The sequence below is a fragment of the Aminobacter sp. HY435 genome (assembly GCF_027568395.1).
Classification (GTDB): domain Bacteria; phylum Pseudomonadota; class Alphaproteobacteria; order Rhizobiales; family Rhizobiaceae; genus Aminobacter.
The window spans coordinates 167682-187253 of sequence record NZ_JANKZL010000003.1; the positions used below are offsets into that span (position 1 = coordinate 167682).

Annotated in this window: 20 protein-coding genes; 6 read left to right on the forward strand and 14 right to left on the reverse strand. The window is 63.7% G+C overall.

The genetic code is table 11. From position 1 onward, the window contains the following. Positions 1–29: 29 nt before the first annotated feature. The 4 genes from PCJ21_RS04290 to recA form a co-directional block, all read right to left on the reverse strand. Entirely contained in the window at positions 30–254 is a 225-nt protein-coding gene (locus PCJ21_RS04290; protein ID WP_269930144.1) for a DUF2798 domain-containing protein, read from the reverse strand. Positions 255–508: 254 nt separating this feature from the next. Then, entirely contained in the window at positions 509–1357 is an 849-nt protein-coding gene (locus PCJ21_RS04295) for an AraC family transcriptional regulator (RefSeq protein ID WP_269930145.1), read from the reverse strand. 189 nt (positions 1358–1546) lie between these two features. Beyond that, positions 1547–4207, reverse strand: coding sequence for an alanine--tRNA ligase (alaS, locus tag PCJ21_RS04300; RefSeq protein WP_269930146.1), 2661 nt, complete (start codon positions 4205–4207; stop codon positions 1547–1549). A 237-nt stretch (positions 4208–4444) separates the two neighbouring features. Beyond that, positions 4445–5533 (reverse strand): recombinase RecA, encoded by a 1089-nt coding sequence (gene recA, locus PCJ21_RS04305; RefSeq protein WP_269930147.1) that lies wholly within the window; start codon positions 5531–5533, stop codon positions 4445–4447. Between the two features lie 279 nt (positions 5534–5812). Here recA and PCJ21_RS04310 point away from each other — a divergent pair, with 279 nt between their 5' ends. The 3 genes from PCJ21_RS04310 (at position 5813) to PCJ21_RS04320 (ending at position 8283) form a co-directional block, all read left to right on the forward strand. Next, positions 5813–6751 carry a carbohydrate kinase family protein gene (locus tag PCJ21_RS04310; protein WP_269930148.1) on the forward strand — a complete coding sequence of 313 codons (939 nt, stop codon included), beginning with the start codon at positions 5813–5815 and terminating at the stop codon, positions 6749–6751. A gap of 20 nt (positions 6752–6771) precedes the next feature. Then, positions 6772–7689, forward strand: coding sequence for a pseudouridine-5'-phosphate glycosidase (locus PCJ21_RS04315; protein WP_269930149.1), 918 nt, complete (start codon positions 6772–6774; stop codon positions 7687–7689). Between the two features lie 405 nt (positions 7690–8094). Continuing rightward, positions 8095–8283 carry a hypothetical protein gene (locus tag PCJ21_RS04320; RefSeq protein ID WP_269930150.1) on the forward strand — a complete coding sequence of 63 codons (189 nt, stop codon included), beginning with the start codon at positions 8095–8097 and terminating at the stop codon, positions 8281–8283. Between the two features lie 2 nt (positions 8284–8285). Here the strand turns inward: PCJ21_RS04320 and PCJ21_RS04325 are convergent, their stop codons facing one another. The 9 genes from PCJ21_RS04325 to PCJ21_RS04365 form a co-directional block, all read right to left on the reverse strand. Beyond that, positions 8286–8600, reverse strand: a complete 315-nt coding sequence (locus tag PCJ21_RS04325; RefSeq protein WP_269930151.1) for a TfoX/Sxy family protein — start codon at positions 8598–8600, stop codon at positions 8286–8288. Between the two features lie 14 nt (positions 8601–8614). Continuing rightward, complete coding sequence (gene sufA, locus PCJ21_RS04330; RefSeq protein WP_269930152.1) at positions 8615–8995, reverse strand: Fe-S cluster assembly scaffold SufA; 381 nt, start codon at positions 8993–8995, stop codon at positions 8615–8617. A 101-nt stretch (positions 8996–9096) separates the two neighbouring features. Beyond that, on the reverse strand, positions 9097–9495 hold the full coding sequence (locus tag PCJ21_RS04335; protein WP_269930277.1) for an SUF system Fe-S cluster assembly protein: 399 nt from the start codon (positions 9493–9495) through the stop codon (positions 9097–9099). A 5-nt stretch (positions 9496–9500) separates the two neighbouring features. Further along, positions 9501–10742: a cysteine desulfurase gene (locus tag PCJ21_RS04340; protein WP_269930153.1), complete on the reverse strand. Its 1242-nt coding sequence runs from the start codon at positions 10740–10742 to the stop codon at positions 9501–9503. Between the two features lie 192 nt (positions 10743–10934). Further along, complete coding sequence (gene sufD, locus PCJ21_RS04345) at positions 10935–12200, reverse strand: Fe-S cluster assembly protein SufD (protein ID WP_269930154.1); 1266 nt, start codon at positions 12198–12200, stop codon at positions 10935–10937. A gap of 10 nt (positions 12201–12210) precedes the next feature. Then, complete coding sequence (gene sufC, locus PCJ21_RS04350; RefSeq protein ID WP_269930155.1) at positions 12211–12966, reverse strand: Fe-S cluster assembly ATPase SufC; 756 nt, start codon at positions 12964–12966, stop codon at positions 12211–12213. After that, positions 12959–13159 carry a hypothetical protein gene (locus tag PCJ21_RS04355; protein ID WP_269930156.1) on the reverse strand — a complete coding sequence of 67 codons (201 nt, stop codon included), beginning with the start codon at positions 13157–13159 and terminating at the stop codon, positions 12959–12961. Before PCJ21_RS04355 ends, sufC begins: the two co-directional genes overlap by 8 nt. A gap of 35 nt (positions 13160–13194) precedes the next feature. Beyond that, complete coding sequence (gene sufB, locus PCJ21_RS04360; protein WP_269930157.1) at positions 13195–14712, reverse strand: Fe-S cluster assembly protein SufB; 1518 nt, start codon at positions 14710–14712, stop codon at positions 13195–13197. Positions 14713–14881: 169 nt separating this feature from the next. Beyond that, positions 14882–16042: a cysteine desulfurase family protein gene (locus tag PCJ21_RS04365; protein ID WP_269930158.1), complete on the reverse strand. Its 1161-nt coding sequence runs from the start codon at positions 16040–16042 to the stop codon at positions 14882–14884. Between the two features lie 218 nt (positions 16043–16260). Here PCJ21_RS04365 and PCJ21_RS04370 point away from each other — a divergent pair, with 218 nt between their 5' ends. The 3 genes from PCJ21_RS04370 to PCJ21_RS04380 are packed head-to-tail and all read left to right on the forward strand — an operon-like array spanning position 16261 to position 18077. Then, positions 16261–16935 carry an alpha/beta hydrolase gene (locus tag PCJ21_RS04370; RefSeq protein ID WP_269930159.1) on the forward strand — a complete coding sequence of 225 codons (675 nt, stop codon included), beginning with the start codon at positions 16261–16263 and terminating at the stop codon, positions 16933–16935. A 19-nt stretch (positions 16936–16954) separates the two neighbouring features. Further along, entirely contained in the window at positions 16955–17608 is a 654-nt protein-coding gene (locus PCJ21_RS04375) for an FMN-binding negative transcriptional regulator (protein ID WP_269930160.1), read from the forward strand. 25 nt (positions 17609–17633) lie between these two features. Then, positions 17634–18077: an acetyltransferase gene (locus PCJ21_RS04380; RefSeq protein WP_269930161.1), complete on the forward strand. Its 444-nt coding sequence runs from the start codon at positions 17634–17636 to the stop codon at positions 18075–18077. A gap of 78 nt (positions 18078–18155) precedes the next feature. Here the strand turns inward: PCJ21_RS04380 and PCJ21_RS04385 are convergent, their stop codons facing one another. Further along, the gene (locus PCJ21_RS04385) at positions 18156–19514 is read right to left on the reverse strand and encodes an esterase-like activity of phytase family protein (protein WP_269930162.1); all 1359 of its coding nucleotides are present in this window, start codon (positions 19512–19514) and stop codon (positions 18156–18158) included. Between the last annotated feature and the right edge of the window lie 58 nt (positions 19515–19572).

The following is a 19572-nucleotide window of genomic DNA, read 5'->3' on the forward strand; positions in this document are numbered from 1 at the left end:
TGCTCCGGGGCTTTTTTTGTTTTTCAGCTCTATCTCCTGGCGGTCAGGCCGACGGCCAGCGAAAACGCCATCTTGCCCACGACCAGCGACAGGCAGAACGCCAGCGGCCAGGCGACGACGAAGTGACGCGCCCAGGCGTGCAGCCATTCTGTGGTGACGCCCAGTTCAAGGAGCGCGAAAAAGCCCGTCATCATCAGGGCCATGGAAAAGGAGATGATCGCCTGGGCGATCAGGAGCGTCTTGGGACTGTGCATGTGGTTCTCCGGTGTCGGGGCGGAGAAGGATGGAAAAGCGAACGCCCATCGCAGCACCACCCCTGATGAGGTTTGCTGCCGTGGGTTCGCAGTCGCGACGTCGTCCCGACTTGTCGGGCACCGGAATAACCAACCGGCTCATTCTTTTCGGCCAGCGAGCCCTATGGCCGGGGCGGGCTGCTGTCAAGCGCCCGACGGCGACCAACCGTCGGGCACAGTTGCCCCCCACGATCAGTCGCGCCTGGAGTTGCTGTCTAGACCAGTGGCATATGGATGTCGGTCAGGAGTTCCGCCGGGGCCACGTCGCGCGGATTGTTGAGGTATTCCTCGAACATCAGAGCATCACGCAGCTGGCGGCCCGATTTCGGCAGCCATTCCGCATAGAGCCACTTATAGGCCATGTGCATTTCGGCATAGGGACCCTTGTGGCGAAGAACGGCGTACTCTCCGCCCGGGATTTCGCGCCTTTCGAGCGGCGCTGCGGCGGGCGTGGTCGCATCGGCGCTGACGCAGGCAACGGAGCGCAGCTTTTCTTCGGATACGAGATCGGGATCGTCGAGATAGACGCCGATCATGCGCATGTCGGGCCGCGCCTGGCCGCGAGCATAGAGCGTGCCGAACAGTTGTTCGAAAGCCTTGCCGATCTGCATGTAGGAGCCTTGATGGGCAACGCCGACGAGGCTGGTGTCGGGGATGTTTCGGATCTGAACGTCGAACATGTGGGAAGCCTTTCCTCTGTGGGTTTCAAACAGCTTGTGGCTTCCCTCCCTCCGGTAACGCGCCGGCGGCATGCCGTAGACAGCCTTGAAGATGCGGTTGAACGACTGGACATTGGGATAGCCAGACCGTTTCGCAATCTCACCGATGCCCAGATCCGTGCCCACGATGTCTCCGGCGGCGCGGTGCAGCCTGAGACGCTTGACAGTGGCGGCAAGCGTCTCGCCGTAGATGGCGCGGTAGATCCTGTGCCAGTGATAGCTCGACAGGCAGGCGATGTCGGCCAGGCGATCCATATCCAGCTCCTCGTCGAGGTGCTCATGAATATGGGCCGAAACCCTTCTCAGGCGGGCTTCATAGACCGCCCATGCCGTTTCGCCATTCATGCCAAGCCTCATGCAAATCGATCGGCCGGACACAACCATAGCCCGGTTTGACAAATCCTGCTGACTTCACGGGACGTCAATTCAAAGCGCCGGATCGGCTGTTGCGCGAAGCAGGACGACCCGGCACCGCGGAAAAGAAAAGGGCGGGTGCCGAAGCACCCGCCCTTCAATTGCTGCAGGCGGTCAGGGTCAGCCGGCCATCGCCTGCGCTACCGCCTCGACGGCTTCGTCAGCCTTGGTGGCGTCGGGGCCGCCGGCCTGGGCCATGTCGGGACGGCCGCCGCCGCCCTTGCCGCCCAGAGCTGCGGACGCGACGCGTACCAGATCGACAGCGCTGAACCGGCCGACCAGATCCGCAGTGACGGCGACGACCGCGCTGGCCTTGCCGTCATCGGACACGCCGATCAGCGCGACAACGCCCGAACCCAAGCCAGACTTGGCTTCGTCGGCCAGCCCCTTGAGGTCCTTGGGGTCGACGCCCGAAACCACCTTGCCGAGATACTTCACACCCGCGATCTCACGCGCCGGATCGGCCGCGCCGCCGTGCCCGCCACCCATGGCGAGTTTCTTGCGGGCATCGGAAAGTTCGCGTTCCAGCTTCTTGCGTTCGTCGACCAGCGCCTCGACACGCGCCAGAACGTCGCCCGGGGCAACCTTGAGGGCGGCCGCTATCGTCTTCAGGCGGCGGTCCTGCTCGTCGAGGTGACGGCGAGCCGCCTCGCCGGTCAGCGCCTCGATACGGCGAACGCCGGCAGCGACAGCGCTGTCGGAAACGATGCGCACAAGGCCGATGTCGCCGGTGGAACGCACATGGGTGCCACCGCAGAGCTCGACCGAATAGGGACGGTTGGCCTTGGCGCCATGCAGGCCGGTGCCCATGGAGACAACGCGAACCTCATCGCCGTACTTCTCGCCAAACAGCGCCATGGCGCCCTCGGCGATGGCGTCGTCGACGCTCATCAGGCGCGTGGTGACGGGGCTGTTCTGGACCACGATCTCGTTCGACATGCGCTCGACTTCCTCGAGCTCCTCGGCCGAGATCGGCTTGTTGTGCGAGATGTCGAAACGCAGGCGCTCGGGCGCGACCAGCGAACCCTTCTGCGCGACATGGGTGCCGAGCACCTCGCGCAGCGCCTCGTGGATGAGGTGGGTGGCGGAGTGGTTGGAGCGCAGGCGCGTGCGGCGCGCGTGATCGACCTTGAGCTCGACTGCGGCGCCGGTCTTGAGCTTGCCCTTGGTCACCTTGCCGAAGTGGACGAACAGACCGTCGGCCTTCTTTTGGGTGTCGGCGACCTCGATGGTGAAACCTTCGCCTGAGATCGTGCCCGTGTCCCCCATCTGACCGCCCGACTCGCCGTAGAACGGGGTCTGGTTGACGACGATGGCGACGTCCTCACCTTCGCTTGCGGCGTCGACGACCGCGCCGTCCTTGATCAGCGTCAGGACCACTCCCTCGGCCTGCTCGGTCTCATAACCGAGGAATTCCGTCGCACCCGCCTTCTCGCGGACCGCAAACCAGACGGCCTCGGTGGCCGCCTCGCCGGACCCGGCCCAGTTGGCGCGCGCCTCGGCCTTCTGCCGTTCCATCGCGTCGGTGAAACCGGCGAGATCGACGGAAATGTTGCGCTGGCGCAGCGCGTCCTGCGTCAGGTCGAGCGGGAAGCCGAAGGTGTCGTAGAGCTTGAAGGCGGTCTCGCCGTCGAGCATGTCGCCGGCGCCGAGCGTCTCGGTGGCGTCGGCCAACAGGCCGAGGCCGCGCGCCAGCGTCTTGCGGAAACGGGTCTCTTCGAGCTTCAGCGTCTCGGTGATCAGCGCCTCGCCGCGGCCGAGCTCGGGATAGGCCTGTCCCATCTCGCGCACCAGCGCCGGAACCAGCTTCCACATCAGCGGCTCGCCGGCGCCCAACAACTGCGCGTGACGCATGGCGCGGCGCATGATGCGGCGCAGCACATAGCCACGGCCTTCGTTCGACGGCAACACGCCGTCGGCCACCAGGAAGCAGGACGACCGCAGATGGTCGGCGATGACGCGATAGGACCCGACATTGCTTGCGTCCGGACCACGGCCGATCGCCGACGACGCCGCATCGATGAGATGGCGGAACAGATCGGTCTCGAAAACGGTCTCGACGCCCTGCAGGATCGAGGCCATGCGCTCGAGGCCCATGCCGGTGTCGATGGACGGACGCGGCAGGTCGATCCGCTCCTCCTTCGTCACCTGCTCATACTGCATGAAGACGAGGTTCCAGAATTCAAGGAAGCGGTCGCCGTCCTCCTCCGCACTACCGGGAGGGCCACCCCAGATGTGATCGCCGCGATCGATGAAGATCTCCGAGCATGGACCGCAAGGCCCCGTGTCGCCCATCGCCCAGAAATTATCCGAAGTCGGGATGCGGATGATGCGGTCATCGCTGAAGCCGGCGATCTTCTTCCAGTAGTCAGCCGCCTCATCGTCGGTGTGGTAGACGGTGACGAGCAGCTTGTCCTTCTTCAGTCCGTATTCCCTGGTGATCAGGTTCCAGGCCAGCTCGATGGCCTGTTCCTTGAAATAGTCGCCGAAAGAGAAGTTGCCGAGCATCTCGAAGAAAGTGAGATGGCGGGCGGTGTAGCCGACATTGTCGAGATCGTTATGCTTGCCGCCGGCGCGCACGCTCTTCTGCGCGGTCGTGGCGCGCGAATAGGAACGAGACTCGAGGCCGGTGAAGACGTTCTTGAACTGCACCATGCCGGCGTTGGTAAACATCAAGGTCGGATCGTTGCGCGGCACCAGCGGACTGGAGGCCACGACCTCGTGGCCGTTCTTCTTGAAGTAGTCGAGAAATGTCGACCGGATCTCGTTCACGCCACTCATATTGCCGCCTTTGATCGCCGCCCTGAACAGATGCACTCCACCCTTGCCAGGCGGAAATTGGAACTGGCCTTTTAGCGGTCCACCTTGACCCTGTCCAGAAACACCGGAGCGGCAAAAGCCCGGAATTCAGCCTTTCAGGCAGCGCTTCCAAAACGCAAACCGCCGGCACGAGGGCCGGCGGCTGCAAGTTGTCTTTGATGACGGATGCCGCCCTTGGCCGGGCGACCGCGATGCGGCTTACATCGCGCTGGCTTCGTCGCCGTCGTCTTCCTCGCGAGAGCCGTTTTCCAGGAACTTTTCGGCGATCAGGCCGGCGTTCTGCCTGAGCACCGTCTCGATTTCACGCGCCGCCTCCGGATTGTTGCGCAAGAACAGCTTGGCGTTCTCGCGCCCCTGCCCCAGACGCTGCGAATTGTAGGAGAACCAGGCGCCGGACTTCTCGACCACGCCGGCCTTGACGCCGAGATCGACGAGCTCGCCGGTCTTGGACACGCCCTCGCCATACATGATGTCGAATTCGACCTGCTTGAAGGGCGGGGCCAGCTTGTTCTTGACCACCTTGACGCGGGTCTGGTTGCCGACGACCTCGTCGCGGTCCTTGACCGAGCCGATGCGGCGGATGTCGAGACGCACCGAGGCGTAGAACTTGAGCGCGTTGCCGCCCGTCGTGGTCTCGGGCGAGCCATACATGACGCCGATCTTCATGCGGATCTGGTTGATGAAGATGACCATGGTGTTGGAGCGCGAAATCGAGGCCGTCAGCTTGCGCAGCGCCTGGCTCATCAGGCGGGCCTGCAGGCCGGGCAGCGACTCGCCCATCTCGCCTTCGATTTCGGCGCGCGGCGTGAGCGCTGCGACCGAGTCGACGACCAGAACGTCGATGGCGCCGGAACGCACCAGCGTGTCGCAGATTTCCAGCGCCTGCTCGCCTGTGTCGGGCTGCGAGATCAGCAGGTTTTCCAGATCGACGCCGAGCTTGCGGGCATAGACCGGGTCGAGCGCGTGTTCGGCGTCGACGAAGGCACAGATGCCACCCTTCTTCTGCGCTTCGGCGATGGTGTGCAGCGCAAGCGTCGTCTTGCCCGAGCTTTCGGGCCCGTAGATCTCGATGATGCGGCCGCGCGGCAGGCCACCGACGCCAAGCGCGATGTCGAGCCCCAACGAACCGGTGGAGACCGTACCGATCTCGACGACCTGCTCGTTCGCGCCGAGCCGCATGATCGAGCCCTTGCCGAAGGCGCGTTCGATCTGCGACAGCGCCGCGTCCAGAGCCTTTGATTTATCCACCGAATTGTCCTCTACAAGCCGCAACGAATTCTGAGCCATGATACATCACCCCCGGGTCATCAAAGAAGGCCGCTCGATTAACTGTCGATGCAAATTTGTATCTGTTTTGTTCTCATTTGGCAAGGGCAGCCATCATATTGATATTTCGAGATAACTCTTGCCATGTTCCAGTTTCGTTTCCTACAGCGCGCGATGCCATGCCGCAGGCGGGCCTCCAAGCCACGCCGCGGTTTCGGCCAAAGCTGCGATTCGCCGCGGGTTGCCGCCTGTCGCCGGGAACACTAAGTTCCTGCCCTTATGCTTATGGACATTGACCGCATGACCTCACCCAGAATTCTCGCCATCGGTGGCGCCCATGTCGACCGCCGCGGTCGGATGACGGCGCCCTTCGTTCCGGGCGCCTCGATCCCCGGCTCGATGAGCGAAGAGGTCGGCGGCGGCGTGTTCAACGCCCTGCGCGGCGCGGTGCGGCGTGGCGCGCAAGGTGTGCTGATTTCGGTGCGCGGTGGAGATTCCGCCGGAGACGCGGTGGCCACGGCGATCGCCGCCAACGGCATCGAGGACCTGTCGGCCGTCTTCCTCGACCGTGCCACGCCGAGCTACACCGCGCTGCTCGACAGCGCCGGCGACGTGGTGGCAGCGCTGGCCGACATGGGGCTCTACGAACTCGCCTTTGCCAAGCAACTCAGGCGCTCCAAGGTCAGGGAGGCGATGGCAGCGGCGGAAGCGGTGCTGTGCGACGCAAACCTGCCCGAGGCGGCGCTGGCCAAGCTTGTCGACATGGCCGACAAGCCGGTCTTCGCCATCGCCATATCTCCGGCCAAGGCTGTGCGGCTGGCGCCCATCCTGAACCAGCTCTATTGCGTCTTCATGAACCGCCGCGAGGCGGCGGTGCTGGCCGGGGTATCGGCGGAGACCGGCCTTGAAACCATCGTTCACGGCCTGCGGGCAGCCGGATTGCGCCGCGGCGTCGTCACCGCCGGCGGCAACGCGGTGTTCGCCTATGACAGCAATGGCATCATCGTCGTCACGCCGCCGCCGCCACGCCAGATCGCCGACGTCACCGGCGCGGGCGATGCGCTGGCCGGCGCCACGACCGCAGCACTGATGCGCGGCCTGTCGCTGCAGGCGGCGCTGCGGGAGGGCATCGCCGCCGCAGTCCTCACCATCGAGACGGCATCCGCCGTCGCCGAACTCGACCAACCGGCCTTCGCCGACATGCTGGCCCTTGTGCCGCCAGCCCAGGAAATGGCATGACGCCGCTCATGGAGATCAAAATGACGCCAGAAACCGCCCGCCCCTTCATCGACGTCCATGCGCCCGTCGCCGCGGCCCTCGCCGCCGGCAAGCCGGTCGTGGCGCTCGAAAGCACCATCATCACGCATGGCATGCCCTATCCCGACAACTCCGCCATGGCGGCCAATGTCGAAAAGATCATTTCGGATGAAGGTGCGGTGCCCGCAACCATCGCCGTCATCAACGGCCGCATCAAGATCGGCCTTTCGGACGGAGAGCGCGAGTCGCTGGCAATGACCGGCGGCGCCATGAAGCTGTCGCGCGCCGACATCGCCTATGCGGTCGCCGAAGGCCGCACCGGCGGCACGACGGTCGCCGCGACCATGATCGCCGCCCACCTCGCCGGCATCAAGGTTTTTGCCACCGGCGGCATCGGCGGCGTGCACAAGGGCGCCGAAAAGAGCTTTGACATCTCGGCAGACCTCGACGAACTGGCACGCACGCCCGTCATCGTGGTGTCGGCCGGCGCCAAGGCGATCCTCGACATCGAAAAGACGCTGGAAGTACTGGAAACGCGTGGCGTGCCGGTCGTCGCCTACGGCTCCGACATCGTGCCGGCCTTCTGGTCGCGCAAGTCGCCTTATGCGGCGCCGTTGCGCCTCGACACGGCCGAAAAGATCGCCCGCCTCCATGCCACGCGCGCAGCGCTCGGCCTCGACGGTGGTCTTCTGGTCGCCAATCCGGTTCCCGAGAGCGACGAGATCCCGACAGAAACAATGGCCGCATACATCGCGGCGGCGCAGAAGGCAGCCGAGGCCCAAAACATCTCCGGCAAGGCGGTCACGCCGTTCCTCCTGGCGAAAATCCTCGAACTCACCAGCGGCGCAAGCCTCAAGACCAACATCGCGCTGGTCGAAAACAACGCACGGCTGGCGGCGAAGATCGCCGCTGCGCTCTGAGGCTGCCTGACGCATCCTTGGCCGCCCGCCCAACCGGCGAGCGGCTCGGGCTGTTGGCGTCACCGGCAGAGGCCTGAAGCCGGCCCTGTTGGCACATTCATATTAGGCAGTCATAATATATCTCCAGCCACAGGCTGAGCCTGCAATGCGGCTGGCCTGCCGCCCGGGTTGACCCCCGGCGGCTGCATCGGAGCGGATACGATGCCCGGCGCTGGAGAGACTCGCCGATACGCTAAATTGGCGCGACCGTCGCTGTGCTGTCGTGGCGTCGCATGTCTTGCCTTTGCGGCTTTGGCGTCGTCCCCCGGGCTGGCGCACCAGCCCGTTTCCAGCTGGAAATATCCGCCTGCATGCTGCCAGGGCGATGGGGAAAGCGGCGATTGCCAGGCCATCCCCGGAAGCGCGGTGAAGGAGCATGGTGGCGGCTGGGTGATCGTGCTGGAACCCGGCGATCACCGCAACATAACGCACCGCAACCGCTATTTCGTACCCTACGGCTCGGAAATACCCTCGGGCGACAGCGACTATCACATCTGCCTGCATCCGACCGAGGAGTTTCCACACTGCTTCTTTGTGCCGCCGGACGCCATGTAGCACTACTTCCTGCTGCGCAGTGCCGCCTCATAAGCCTTGCGTGTCCACAAGGCGAGTTCGTCCGGGTCGTCGACGGCGCTTTCGGGAATGGTCCAGTAGGGCATGTTCACCGGCCTGCCGCCGGCATCGGTCCAGCGCTTGGCACCCGCCGCCTCGAAATCGGGGGCACTCACCGCATCGGCCTTGAGCAGGATCTCGCCGCGCACCTCGACGCCGACAATCTGGCCGTCGCGGTAGATGCCCTTGCCGCCGAACATTTTCCGGATCGTCACTTCGCCAAGCCCGGCGAAGACTTCGCGGATGGCGTCGTCGCTCATCTGTCGCTCTGGGATCAGGCCTGCGCGCGCGCTTCGGCGAGCGCCTTGAGGTCAGCGGGCTGGAGTTCGACCGACTCGCCGCAGCCGCAGGCCGAGCTCTGGTTCGGGTTGGAGAAGGTGAAGCCGGTGCGCAGCGTCGTGGTCTCGAAATCCATCTCGGTGCCGAACAGGAACAAAGCCGCCTCCGGGGCGACATAGACATGGGCGCCGTCGCGCTCGATGTGGTCGTCCTTGGGGTTCGGCTCGGTCACCAGATCGACCGTGTATTCCATGCCGGCACAACCGCCCTTCTTGATGCCGAGGCGGATACCCAGGGCATTGTCGCGGGTGGCCATGATCTCGCGCACGCGATCGGCGGCCCTGTCGGTCATTGAAATGACGGCGAAGCGTCCCATTCCAGTCTCCATTCGTCGCCGGGTTCAAGGCCCGCGGAATGACTCATTCCAAACTAAGATGGTGAAGATTGCATGTCCATGCAAGCGCCACCGTCGATGGCTCAATACCAGCCCACCGCGACCTGCGCTTCTTCCGACATGCGGTCAGGCGTCCATGGCGGGTCGAAGGTCATGGCGACCTCGACGCCCGATACGCCTTCGACGGCGCCGACGGCGTTCTGCACCCAGCCCGGCATTTCGCCCGCGACAGGGCAGCCAGGTGCTGTCAGCGTCATGTCGATCTTGACGGTGCGGTCGTCTTCGATGTCGATCTTGTAGACGAGGCCGAGCTCGTAGATATCGGCCGGGATTTCCGGGTCGTAGACCGTCTTCAGCGCCGAGACGATGTCGTCGGTCAGGCGCGCCAGTTCGTCCGCCGGGATGGCCGAGGCCGACATGACGCCGTTGCCGCCGGTTTCGGGAGCGGTCTCGTCGGTGGTCGCTGCGATAACGTCTTCCATGGTGCTCATCCGAAGAATTTCCGTGCTTTTTCAAGCGCCTCGGCCAAAACGTCGATCTCGGCCTTCGTGTTGTACATGCCAAACGATGCCCTGCATGTGGAGGTGACGCCGAAGCGTTTCAACAGCGGCTGGGCGCAGTGGGTGCCGGCGCGCACGGCGACACCCTGGCGGTCGATGACCATCGACACGTCGTGGGCGTGGATGCCCTGCAGCTCGAACGAGACGATGGCGCCCTTGCCGGGCGCGTCGCCGAAGATGCGCAGCGAATTGACGGCGCGCAGGCGCTCATGGGCGTAGTCGCGCAACATTGCCTCATGGGCTGCGATGCGCTCGCGGCCGATGCTGTCCATGTAGTCGAGTGCCGCGCCAAGTCCGATCGCCTGGACGATCGGCGGCGTGCCGGCCTCGAAGCGGTGCGGCGGCTCGTTGTAGGTGACGATGTCCTCGGTCACCTCGACGATCATCTCGCCGCCGCCGTGGAACGGGCGCATGCGCTCGAGCAACTCGCGCTTGCCATAGAGCACGCCGATGCCGGACGGGCCGTAGAGCTTGTGACCGGTCATGACGAAGAAGTCGCAGTCGAGGTCCTGCACGTCGATGGGCATGTGGACAGCACTCTGGCTTCCATCGACCAGCACCGGGATGCCGCGCGCATGCGCAATGCGGCAGATCTCCTTGATCGGCGTGACGGTGCCGAGCGCGTTCGACATATGGGTGATCGCGACCAGCTTTGTGCGGTCGGTCAGGCGCTTTTCGAAGTCCTCGATGTGGAAGGCGCCAAGATCGTCGACCGGCACCCACACCAGCTTTGCGCCCTGGCGCTCCCTGATGAAATGCCACGGCACGATGTTGGAGTGATGCTCCATGATCGAGAGCACGATCTCGTCACCCTCGCCGATGTTGGGCATGCCATAGCCATAGGCGACGGTGTTGATCGCCGAAGTGGCGTTGGAGGTGAAGACGATCTGGTTGACATCAGGCGCATTGAGGAAGCGGCGCACGCTTTCGCGCGCCTTCTCATAGGCGTCGGTCGCGGCATTGGACAAGAAATGCAGGCCGCGATGAACGTTGGCGTATTCGTTGGAATAGGCGTTGGCGATGGTGTCGATCACCACCTGCGGCTTCTGGGCCGAGGCGCCATTGTCGAGATAGACGAGCGGCTTGCCATAGACCTCGCGCGACAGGATCGGGAAATCGCTGCGGATCGCCTCGACGTCGTAGGTGCTGGATTCGACTTTCTTGTCCATCGCGTCTTCTCGTTTCGACGCCCCCTCACCCGGCCTCCGCTTCGCTTGGCCGACCTCTCCCCGAGGGGAGAGGAGATTGGAGACGTTCGCGCCAGTCAAAGGCGGCACTTCCGAGGTCCTGGCACCCTCTTCTCCCCACCGGGGAGAAGGTGGCCGCGCAAGCGGCCGGATGAGGGGGCCAATCGCCGTTACTTACCCATGCGTCGCAAACCAGTTGCTCAGCAGCTCTTCCAGCGGATCGACGACCGTCTCGTCCTCAAGTTCCTCGATGACCTCGGCCAGGAAGGCGCGGATCAGGAGGCCACGGGCCGACTTCTCGTCGATGCCACGCGCCATCAGGTAGAACAGATGGTTGTGGTCGATCTCGGTGACGGTCGCGCCATGGCCGCAAGCCACGTCGTCGGCGAAGATTTCCAGCTCCGGCTTGGTCGAGAACTCGCCGTCATCCGACAGAAGCAGCGTGTTGCAGGCCATGCGGGCGTCGGTCTTCTGGGCGATCTGGTGCACGTTGATACGGCCCTGGAACACGCCCTTGGCGCGGCCGGTGACGACGTTGCGCACAACCTCGGTCGAAGAGGTATGCGGCACCGTGTGATCGAGCACCATGGTAACGTCGACATGGCTGTCGCCGGCCAGCAGGTTGACACCGCGCAGCTTGAAGTCGGCGCCTTCGCCTGAAGCCTTGACGATGATCTCCTGGCGGACGAGCTTGCCGCCGGCATTCATCACAAACAGCGTCAGCCTGGCGTTCTTGCCGAGCTCGGCCTTGAACTGGGCGAGGTGGGTTGCTGTCTCAGGCTGATCCTGGACGATCAGCCACAGCACTTCTGCGTCGTCACCGAGCAGAAGCTGGCTGACGGAACTGACAAGGCCCGCACCCTCGCCGGTCTGGCGTTCGACGATGGTTGCCTTGGCGCCAGCACCGACACGCACCGGCAGGCGGACATGGGACTGGCCGCCGGCCTGGATGTTCTGCAGTTCGATCGGCTTGTCCAACTGGGCGCCGGCCTCGATGTCGACGAAGTAGCCGTCGGCGACGAAAGCGGTGTTGATGGCGCCGATGGCATCATCCTTGCCGTAGGTGACAAGCGCCGGCGCATAGCTGCCATCGGTGAGCTTGTCGGAGAGGCGCTGAAAGGTCACGCCCCCGATGTCGGCGGACGCAGAAGAGACGCCATTGGCGAGCGACAGCACGCTTGAGCCTTCGAGCAGCGGCGCAACCGGCTTGGCCTTGGCGCTGGCGTCGAAATCGGGAACGGCGGCAAGCAGGCGGCGCAGGTCGGTGTAGTGCCAGGTCTCGACGCGGCGCGTCGGCAGGCCGGCCTTGACCTGTTCGATGGCATCGTCACGCTTGACCATGACGGCGCCGTCGCCCGGCAGCAGCGACAGCCGCTCGCCGAAGGCATCGACAAGCGCCGCCTCCGCCGGGGTTCGCTGTATTTCAGCACGCATGTTCATGGTCGACACCTCACGCTGCCTCTTCGATGATCCCGGCGTAGCCGTTCTCTTCGAGCTCGAGCGCCAGCGACTTGTCGCCCGACTTGATGACCTGGCCCTTATAGAGGACGTGGACGGTATCAGGCACGATGTGGTCGAGCAGGCGCTGGTAGTGGGTGATGACGACGACCGCGCGGTCGGGCGAACGCAACGCGTTGACGCCGTCCGAGACGATCTTGAGCGCATCGATGTCGAGGCCGGAATCGGTTTCGTCGAGCACGCAGAGCTTGGGCTCGAGCAGCTTCATCTGCAGGATCTCGGCACGCTTCTTCTCACCGCCGGAGAAGCCGACATTGACCGGGCGCTTGAGCATGGCGATATCCATGTCGAGCGATGCGGCCGCTTCCTTCACGCGCTTGAGGAAATCCGGGATCTTGAGCGGCTCTTCGCCACGCGCCTTGCGCTGCGAGTTCATCGCGACCTTGAGGAACTCCATGGTGGCGACGCCAGGTATCTCCATCGGATACTGGAACGCCAGGAAGATGCCCTTGGCGGCGCGTTCGGCGGGATCCATCTCGAGGATCGACTCGCCGTTGTAGAGGATGTCGCCCTCGGTGACCTCGTAGTCCTCGCGGCCGGCGAGGATATAGGACAGCGTCGACTTGCCCGAGCCGTTCGGGCCCATGATGGCTGCGACTTCGCCGGCCTTCACCGTCAGGTTCAGGCCACGGATGATCTCGGTGCCGCTTTCGGCGATACGGGCATGCAGGTTCTTGATCTCAAGCATCGTTCTTCCTGTCGTCCTTCAGTTTCGTGGCTGGCAGCAGCTTTGCGAGCAGCGCCAGCTTGGCGAAGAGAAATCCGGCACCTGCCGTGGCGAGGTAGGACAAATCAACGAAGGCCCAGAGCCTGTCATTCCATTTCTCCATTCTATCGCGCAGGTAGATGTGTTTGCCGGCCTTCTCCTCACTCTTGTTCATTTTGGCCCAACCCCTTGGCGAACCGTTGATAATTGTCAGCCGACCGAGCCTTCGAGGCTGATGCCGATGAGCTTCTGCGCCTCGACGGCGAATTCCATCGGCAGTTCCTGGATGACTTCCTTGACGAAGCCGTTGACGATGAGCGCGATCGCTTCCTCCTCGGGAATGCCGCGCTGCATGACGTAGAACTTCTGGTCGTCGGAAATCTTCGACGTCGTCGCCTCGTGCTCGAACTGGGCCGTTGCGTTCTTGGCCTCGATGTAGGGCACGGTATGCGCCCCGCACTGGTTGCCGATCAGCAAGGAGTCGCACTGGGTGAAGTTGCGCGCATTGGTCGCCTTGCGGTGGGCCGAGACCTGGCCGCGATAGGTGTTCTGCGAGAAGCCTGCGGCGATGCCCTTGGAGATGATGCGGCTCGACGTGTTCTTGCCGAGGTGGATCATCTTGGTGCCGGAGTCGACCTGCTGGTAGCCGTTGGAAACGGCGATCGAATAGAACTCGCCGCGAGAATCGTCGCCGCGCAGGATGCAGGACGGGTACTTCCAGGTGATGGCCGAGCCGGTTTCGACCTGCGTCCACGAGATCTTCGAACGGTCGCCACGGCAGTCGCCGCGCTTGGTGACGAAGTTGTAGATGCCGCCCTTGCCCTGGGCGTCGCCCGGGTACCAGTTCTGGACGGTCGAATACTTGATCTCGGCATCTTCGAGCGCGACCAGTTCGACGACCGCGGCATGAAGCTGGTTCTCGTCGCGCTGGGGAGCGGTGCAGCCCTCAAGGTAGGAGACGTAGGCCTTTTCCTCGCAGATGATCAGCGTGCGCTCGAACTGGCCGGTGTTCTTCTCATTGATGCGGAAATAGGTCGACAGCTCCATCGGGCAACGGACGCCCTTTGGCACGAAGACGAACGAACCGTCGGTGAAGACGGCCGAATTCAACGTCGCATAGTAGTTGTCGGAGGTCGGCACGACCGAACCGAGATACTGCTTCACCAGTTCCGGATGCTCACGGATGGCTTCCGAGATCGAGCAGAAGATGACGCCGGCCTTGGCCAGCTCTTCCTTGAAGGTGGTGACGACGGACACCGAATCGAACACGGCGTCGACGGCGACGCGACCCGACTTGTAGACGTTGTCGCCGACCTCTTCGAGGTCCGGGTCGACGGTCTTTTCGACGCCGGCGAGGATTTCCTGCTCGCGCAGCGGAATACCGAGCTTCTCGTAGACCTTCAGGATCTCGGGATCGACTTCGTCGAGCGACGTCGGTCCGGGCGTGCTCTTGGGAGCGGCGTAATAATAGATGTCCTGGAAGTCGATCTTGGGATAGTCGACGCGCGCCCAGTTCGGCTCTTCAAGCGTCAGCCAGCGGCGATAGGCGCCGAGCCGCCATTCGAGCATCCACTCAGGCTCACCCTTCTTGGCCGAGATAAAGCGAATCGTGTCTTCGCTCAGGCCCTTGGGGGCCTTGTCCATCTCGATGACCGTCTCGAATCCGTACTTATACTGGTCGACATCGATCTTGCGGACCTGCTCGATCGTTTCCTGCACAGCAGGCATAAGCGTTCTCCATCCACGCCGGGGTCAAGGCCCGACAGTTTTCAAACTATGGCACCGCAGGAGCGGCGTAAGTTCCATATAGTGCATCTGATCCGGGAATTCACCCGGAAGCCGCCGTTCGGCGACCCTGACACACCCATTCAACGGCCCTTGGGCCAAATTCGGCTGCTCAAGCAGCCTGAGTTGCACCGTTGCGGCGCGCCAGCATCTTGGCCAGCGCCTCCTCAAACTGCGCAATTTCGTTGTCCGTCGTCTGCCGTCCGATCGAGACGCGCAGCGCGCCAAGATTGGCGTAGCCCATCGCCTTCAGCACATGGCTGGGGCCTACCTTGCCCGACGAGCACGCGGAACCGGCTGAGAGCGCGACCCCCGCGAGATCGAAGGCGATCTGCGCAGTCTCGGCCTTGACGCCCGGAATAGCGAAGAATGTCGTGTTGGCAAGGCGCTCCGCGCCCTTTCCGAAGATTTCCGCATCGGAAACAAGCCGCAGAACCGTCTCCTCGAGGCGATCGCGCATGGCGCGGACTTCATTGATCTCGGCCAGCCCGGCCAAAGCGGCCCGCGCGGCAGCGCCGAAGCCGGCAATAGCCGGAAGGTTCTCGGTGCCGCCGCGATGGCCCTTTTCCTGGCCGCCACCTGATACCAGCGGCGCCGGCATCATCAGATCGGCGGTGGCGACGATTGCACCCGCCCCCTTGGGGCCGCCGATCTTGTGCGAAGAGAGAATCAAATAATCGGCATAACCCTCTGACATGTCGAGAGGAATGCGCCCGGCAGCCTGAACCGCATCGAGCACCAGAACACCGCCCGCGGCCTTCACCAGCTCGGAGATTGCACGGAAGGGCTGGATGACGCCTGTCTCGTTGTTGGCGGCATGCATCGCCACCAGAGGCAAGCCCTCGGACTTGTCATGGCCAGCAAGCGCGGCCTCAAGCGCAGCCAGATCGACGATGCCATTGCTGTCGACGCCGAGCCGCGTGACCCGGTCGACGGGGAAGCGCCCACCGTTGAGCACGCAAGGATGATCGGCCTCGGTGACATAGAGCCTGGACATGCGGATCGCGCCGCGGCCCATGCGCCAGTCGGGGGAAAGCAGCGTCGTGGCCGCTTCGGTCGCGCCTGAGGTGAACACGACGTGCTCGGCTTTCGCGCCGACAAGGGCTGCGACATCGCGCCTGGCGTCCTCGATCAGCCTGCGGGCGGCCCGCCCCTCATTGTGCACCGACGACGGATTGGCAGCGATATCGAGCGCAGCGACCACCGCCGCACGCGCTGCAGGCAGCAGCGGCGCACTGGCATTGTGGTCGAGATAGGCGCGAGAAGTGGCCATTTCCGTTCAGATTGCCCTGTCAAATCACGTTTGGGTGTCGCGACGCGCAATTTCCTTGAAATTCCAAGGCGAGCCGTCCTATCTACCCGCTTTGCCAAACCGGCGGTCTCGCCGCCCAGTTTTGAACAGTTCTAAACTAGCTTCTAAGAAGACGCGCCCCTTGCGTCAAGGCTGGGCACAGGATTGTTTATCGGCGCTTGCGTCAAGTGGAGTAATTTATGCCAGAGGTCATTTTTGCGGGTCCGGCCGGTCGCCTGGAAGGTCGCTATCAGCCATCCAAGGAAAAGAACGCGCCCATCGCCATCATCCTGCACCCGCACCCGCAGTTCGGCGGCACGATGAACAACAAGATCGTGTACGACCTCTTCTACATGTTCCAGAAGCGGAACTTCACCACGCTGCGCTTCAATTTCCGCGGTATCGGCCGCAGCCAGGGCGAGTTCGACCACGGCACGGGCGAGCTGTCCGATGCGGCGGCGGCGCTTGACTGGGTGCAGTCGCTGCATCCGGATTCGAAGAGCTGCTGGGTCGCCGGCTATTCCTTCGGTTCGTGGATCGGCATGCAGCTCCTGATGCGCCGCCCGGAGATCGAGGGCTTCATCTCCGTTGCGCCGCAGCCCAACACCTACGACTTCTCGTTCCTGGCGCCCTGCCCGTCATCCGGCCTGATCATCCATGGCGACGCCGACAAGGTGGCCCCGCCCAAGGACGTCCAGGGCCTGGTCGACAAGCTGCACACGCAAAAGGGCATCACCATCACCCAGAAGACCCTGCCCGGCGCCAACCATTTCTTCGGCAACGATCCGGAGTTGGTGATCGAGGAATGCGCAGACTATCTCGACCGGCGTCTCGCCGGCGAGCTTTCCGATGCACGGCCGAAGCGGCTGAAGTAAGCACCGATACGGAGTAGCGATGTACCAGCCACCTCACTTCGTTGAAACGCGGCTGGACATCCTGCACGGCCTGATCCGGGCGCATCCGCTCGGGCTACTGATCTCGAACGGGCCTAATGGCCCGATCGCCAACGCCTTGCCGTTCCTGATGGATGCGGAGCCTTTGCCTCACGGCAGGCTTCGCGCCCATCTCGCCAAGGCAAATCCGCAGTGGCGCAGCCTCGCCGAAAAGCCCGACGCAAACGCGCTCGTCGTGTTCCAGGGCGCCGACAGCTATGTGACGCCGTCTTGGTACGAGACCAAGCGCGAAACCGGCAAGGTCGTGCCGACCTGGAACTACGCCATCGTGCAGGTGCGCGGCAGGGTCAGGGTCATCGACGACATGGACTGGCTGGCAGGCCAGATCGCCGAACTGACCGCCGCCCACGAAGGCAAGCGGCCGCAACCATGGCAGGTGAGCGACGCTCCCGACAGCTACATCGCGTCGCAGATCAAGGGCATCGTCGGCATCGAAATCGACATCAGCGCCATCGACGGCAAATGGAAGGTCAGCCAGAACCGCCCCGTCGCTGACCGCTTGGGCGTGGCCGAGGGACTGGAAGTCGACCACGCGCCAGCCGGCGCGGCCGAGATGGCGCATCTGGTTCGGCAGTATGGCGGCCTGAGCGAGTAGTCCCTATCCGACACGGGAATTGGTCATGAACATCCGGCCGCGACGCACGGAGGACGATGCCGTCCTTGTGGACATCTGGGAACGCGCCGTGCGCGCCACCCACCATTTCCTCACGGAAGCGGACATCTTGTTCTTCCGTCCGCTGGTGGGTGAATACCTGCCAGCGCTCGAAGTGCTGGTTGCCGAAGACGATCACGGCACACAGCGCGGCTTCATCGGCCTCGATGGCGAAAAAATCGAAATGCTGTTTGTCGACCCTGTCCGGCACGGCAAGGGAATGGGCAGGCAACTGATCGATCATGTCGCTCGCCTGAAGGGACCGCTTTCGGTCGATGTGAACGAGCAGAATTCCGGCGGGCTCGCCTTCTACCTCAAATGTGGCTTCAGCCAGGTTGGCCGCTCGGAACTTGACGGCACGGGCAAGGCGTTCCCGCTGCTGCACATGGCGCAGATGGCGACCTCGAGCTGATTTCGACGCCCGCCCCCACAAGTAGCCTGAACGACTCCGGGCCGCTGGCGCGGCCCGGATAACATCGCAACAGGCCTTTTACCTGGCCTTCAGGAATTCGCCGACTTCGAGCAATACGAACTCGTTGTCGTCGGCCTTGTCGAGCGAACGGCCGGCCGAGAACGGCAGATTGTTGTCGTCGCCGACAATGATGTGGCTGGCGTCGACCACATCGACGTTTTCGATGGTGTTGAAGGGCATGTCGTAGAAGCCCTCGCCGCCGCCCTGGCGCTTCTTGTTGTCAGGATCGGCGATGTTCATCAGGTCGATGTAGCCGATCTTGCGCACTGCGCCGCCGGCATTGGCGTCGTTCATCTCGATCTTGTAGATGCGCTTGAACAGAGCCGGGTTGGCGAAGCAGTCCGGCTTTGGGTTCTTGGCATCAGCGCAAGCCTTGGCGGCAACGCCGACACCCTGGTCGCGCTCGATGACGAGCGCGGTTTCGTCGTCGATCATGTTGAAATCGCCGATGGCGTCGCCGCCGGCTGACAGCGGGTAGAGCCAGGAGCGGCCGGTCCACTCCTTCCTGGCGGCGTCGAACTCGATGACGCGAAAGGCGCGGTTGCCTTCCGCCTGCTCCATCGTGCCGTCTTCCTTGAACAGCGCGCCTTCGAGCAGCCCGTAGAGCTTTGAGCCGTCCTTCGACTGGGCGAGCCCCTCGTAACCGCCGGAACGCTTGAGGTTGAACGCCGGCATCGGCAGCGATGGATTGGCCTGCAGCGTCAGCGTCGGATGGTCGGGCGATTTGACCGGCTTGCCATCGACCACGGTTCCGACGACCTCGCTCAGCTTGCCGTCGAGATCGAACTTGAGCAGGTACGGGCCAAACTCCTCGCCAACCCAGAAGCCGTCGGCGACCGGCTGGATCGATTCGACGTCGAAATCACCGCCGGTGAGGAAGCGCGTGTCGGAACCTTCGAGCACGATCGGGAACGGCGCCTTGCGGTCGGGATCGGTCAGGAACAGCGTCTTGATGCGGTTCATCGTGCCCTTGTCCCAGTCGAACGAGACGTGATGCAGCATCAGCGCCGCGTCGGTCGAATTCAGCTTGTTGCCGAAGCCGTTGTCCGACAGCGACCAGAAGGTGCCGTCGCCGACAGCCTTGATGCCGGAGAAACCCTGCACGGGCTGGCCGTCGAAAGGCAGGGACAGTCCGGTCAGGCGGACGCCGTCCTTGCCCGGAACGGTGCCAAGGCCTTCGGCGCGCATACGATCCAGGGTCGTGAACTTGCCCGACGTGCGCAGGTGCTCGGGCGCGTTCTCCGGCGCTGGAATGATGGTATTTGCCGGCAGGATGGCGTGACCGGCGAGCGTTGCCTTGAATTCCGCCTCGTCGGCGAAGGCGGAAGCAGTGGACAGCGCGAGAACGGCCGCAGCCAGGTAGAGAGAGCGTCGCATGATGGACCCCGATTGGTTGAAGGAACGCCCTCCAGCTAGGTCCACGCCATGTCGGGCG

Coding starts and splice junctions, on each gene's coding strand:
- PCJ21_RS04375 (WP_269930160.1), top strand. CDS start 16,955: ATGTACCAGCCACCTCACTTCGTTGAAACGCGGCTGGACATCCTGCAC.
- recA (WP_269930147.1), bottom strand. CDS start 5,533: ATGGCTCAGAATTCGTTGCGGCTTGTAGAGGACAATTCGGTGGATAAA.
- sufB (WP_269930157.1), bottom strand. CDS start 14,712: ATGCCTGCTGTGCAGGAAACGATCGAGCAGGTCCGCAAGATCGATGTC.
- PCJ21_RS04310 (WP_269930148.1), top strand. CDS start 5,813: ATGACCTCACCCAGAATTCTCGCCATCGGTGGCGCCCATGTCGACCGC.
- sufA (WP_269930152.1), bottom strand. CDS start 8,995: ATGGGACGCTTCGCCGTCATTTCAATGACCGACAGGGCCGCCGATCGC.
- PCJ21_RS04315 (WP_269930149.1), top strand. CDS start 6,772: ATGACGCCAGAAACCGCCCGCCCCTTCATCGACGTCCATGCGCCCGTC.
- PCJ21_RS04290 (WP_269930144.1), bottom strand. CDS start 254: ATGCACAGTCCCAAGACGCTCCTGATCGCCCAGGCGATCATCTCCTTT.
- PCJ21_RS04295 (WP_269930145.1), bottom strand. CDS start 1,357: ATGAATGGCGAAACGGCATGGGCGGTCTATGAAGCCCGCCTGAGAAGG.
- PCJ21_RS04325 (WP_269930151.1), bottom strand. CDS start 8,600: ATGAGCGACGACGCCATCCGCGAAGTCTTCGCCGGGCTTGGCGAAGTG.
- sufC (WP_269930155.1), bottom strand. CDS start 12,966: ATGCTTGAGATCAAGAACCTGCATGCCCGTATCGCCGAAAGCGGCACC.
- PCJ21_RS04385 (WP_269930162.1), bottom strand. CDS start 19,514: ATGCGACGCTCTCTCTACCTGGCTGCGGCCGTTCTCGCGCTGTCCACT.
- alaS (WP_269930146.1), bottom strand. CDS start 4,207: ATGAGTGGCGTGAACGAGATCCGGTCGACATTTCTCGACTACTTCAAG.
- PCJ21_RS04355 (WP_269930156.1), bottom strand. CDS start 13,159: ATGAACAAGAGTGAGGAGAAGGCCGGCAAACACATCTACCTGCGCGAT.
- PCJ21_RS04370 (WP_269930159.1), top strand. CDS start 16,261: ATGCCAGAGGTCATTTTTGCGGGTCCGGCCGGTCGCCTGGAAGGTCGC.
- PCJ21_RS04340 (WP_269930153.1), bottom strand. CDS start 10,742: ATGGACAAGAAAGTCGAATCCAGCACCTACGACGTCGAGGCGATCCGC.
- PCJ21_RS04365 (WP_269930158.1), bottom strand. CDS start 16,042: ATGGCCACTTCTCGCGCCTATCTCGACCACAATGCCAGTGCGCCGCTG.
- sufD (WP_269930154.1), bottom strand. CDS start 12,200: ATGAACATGCGTGCTGAAATACAGCGAACCCCGGCGGAGGCGGCGCTT.
- PCJ21_RS04335 (WP_269930277.1), bottom strand. CDS start 9,495: ATGGAAGACGTTATCGCAGCGACCACCGACGAGACCGCTCCCGAAACC.
- PCJ21_RS04380 (WP_269930161.1), top strand. CDS start 17,634: ATGAACATCCGGCCGCGACGCACGGAGGACGATGCCGTCCTTGTGGAC.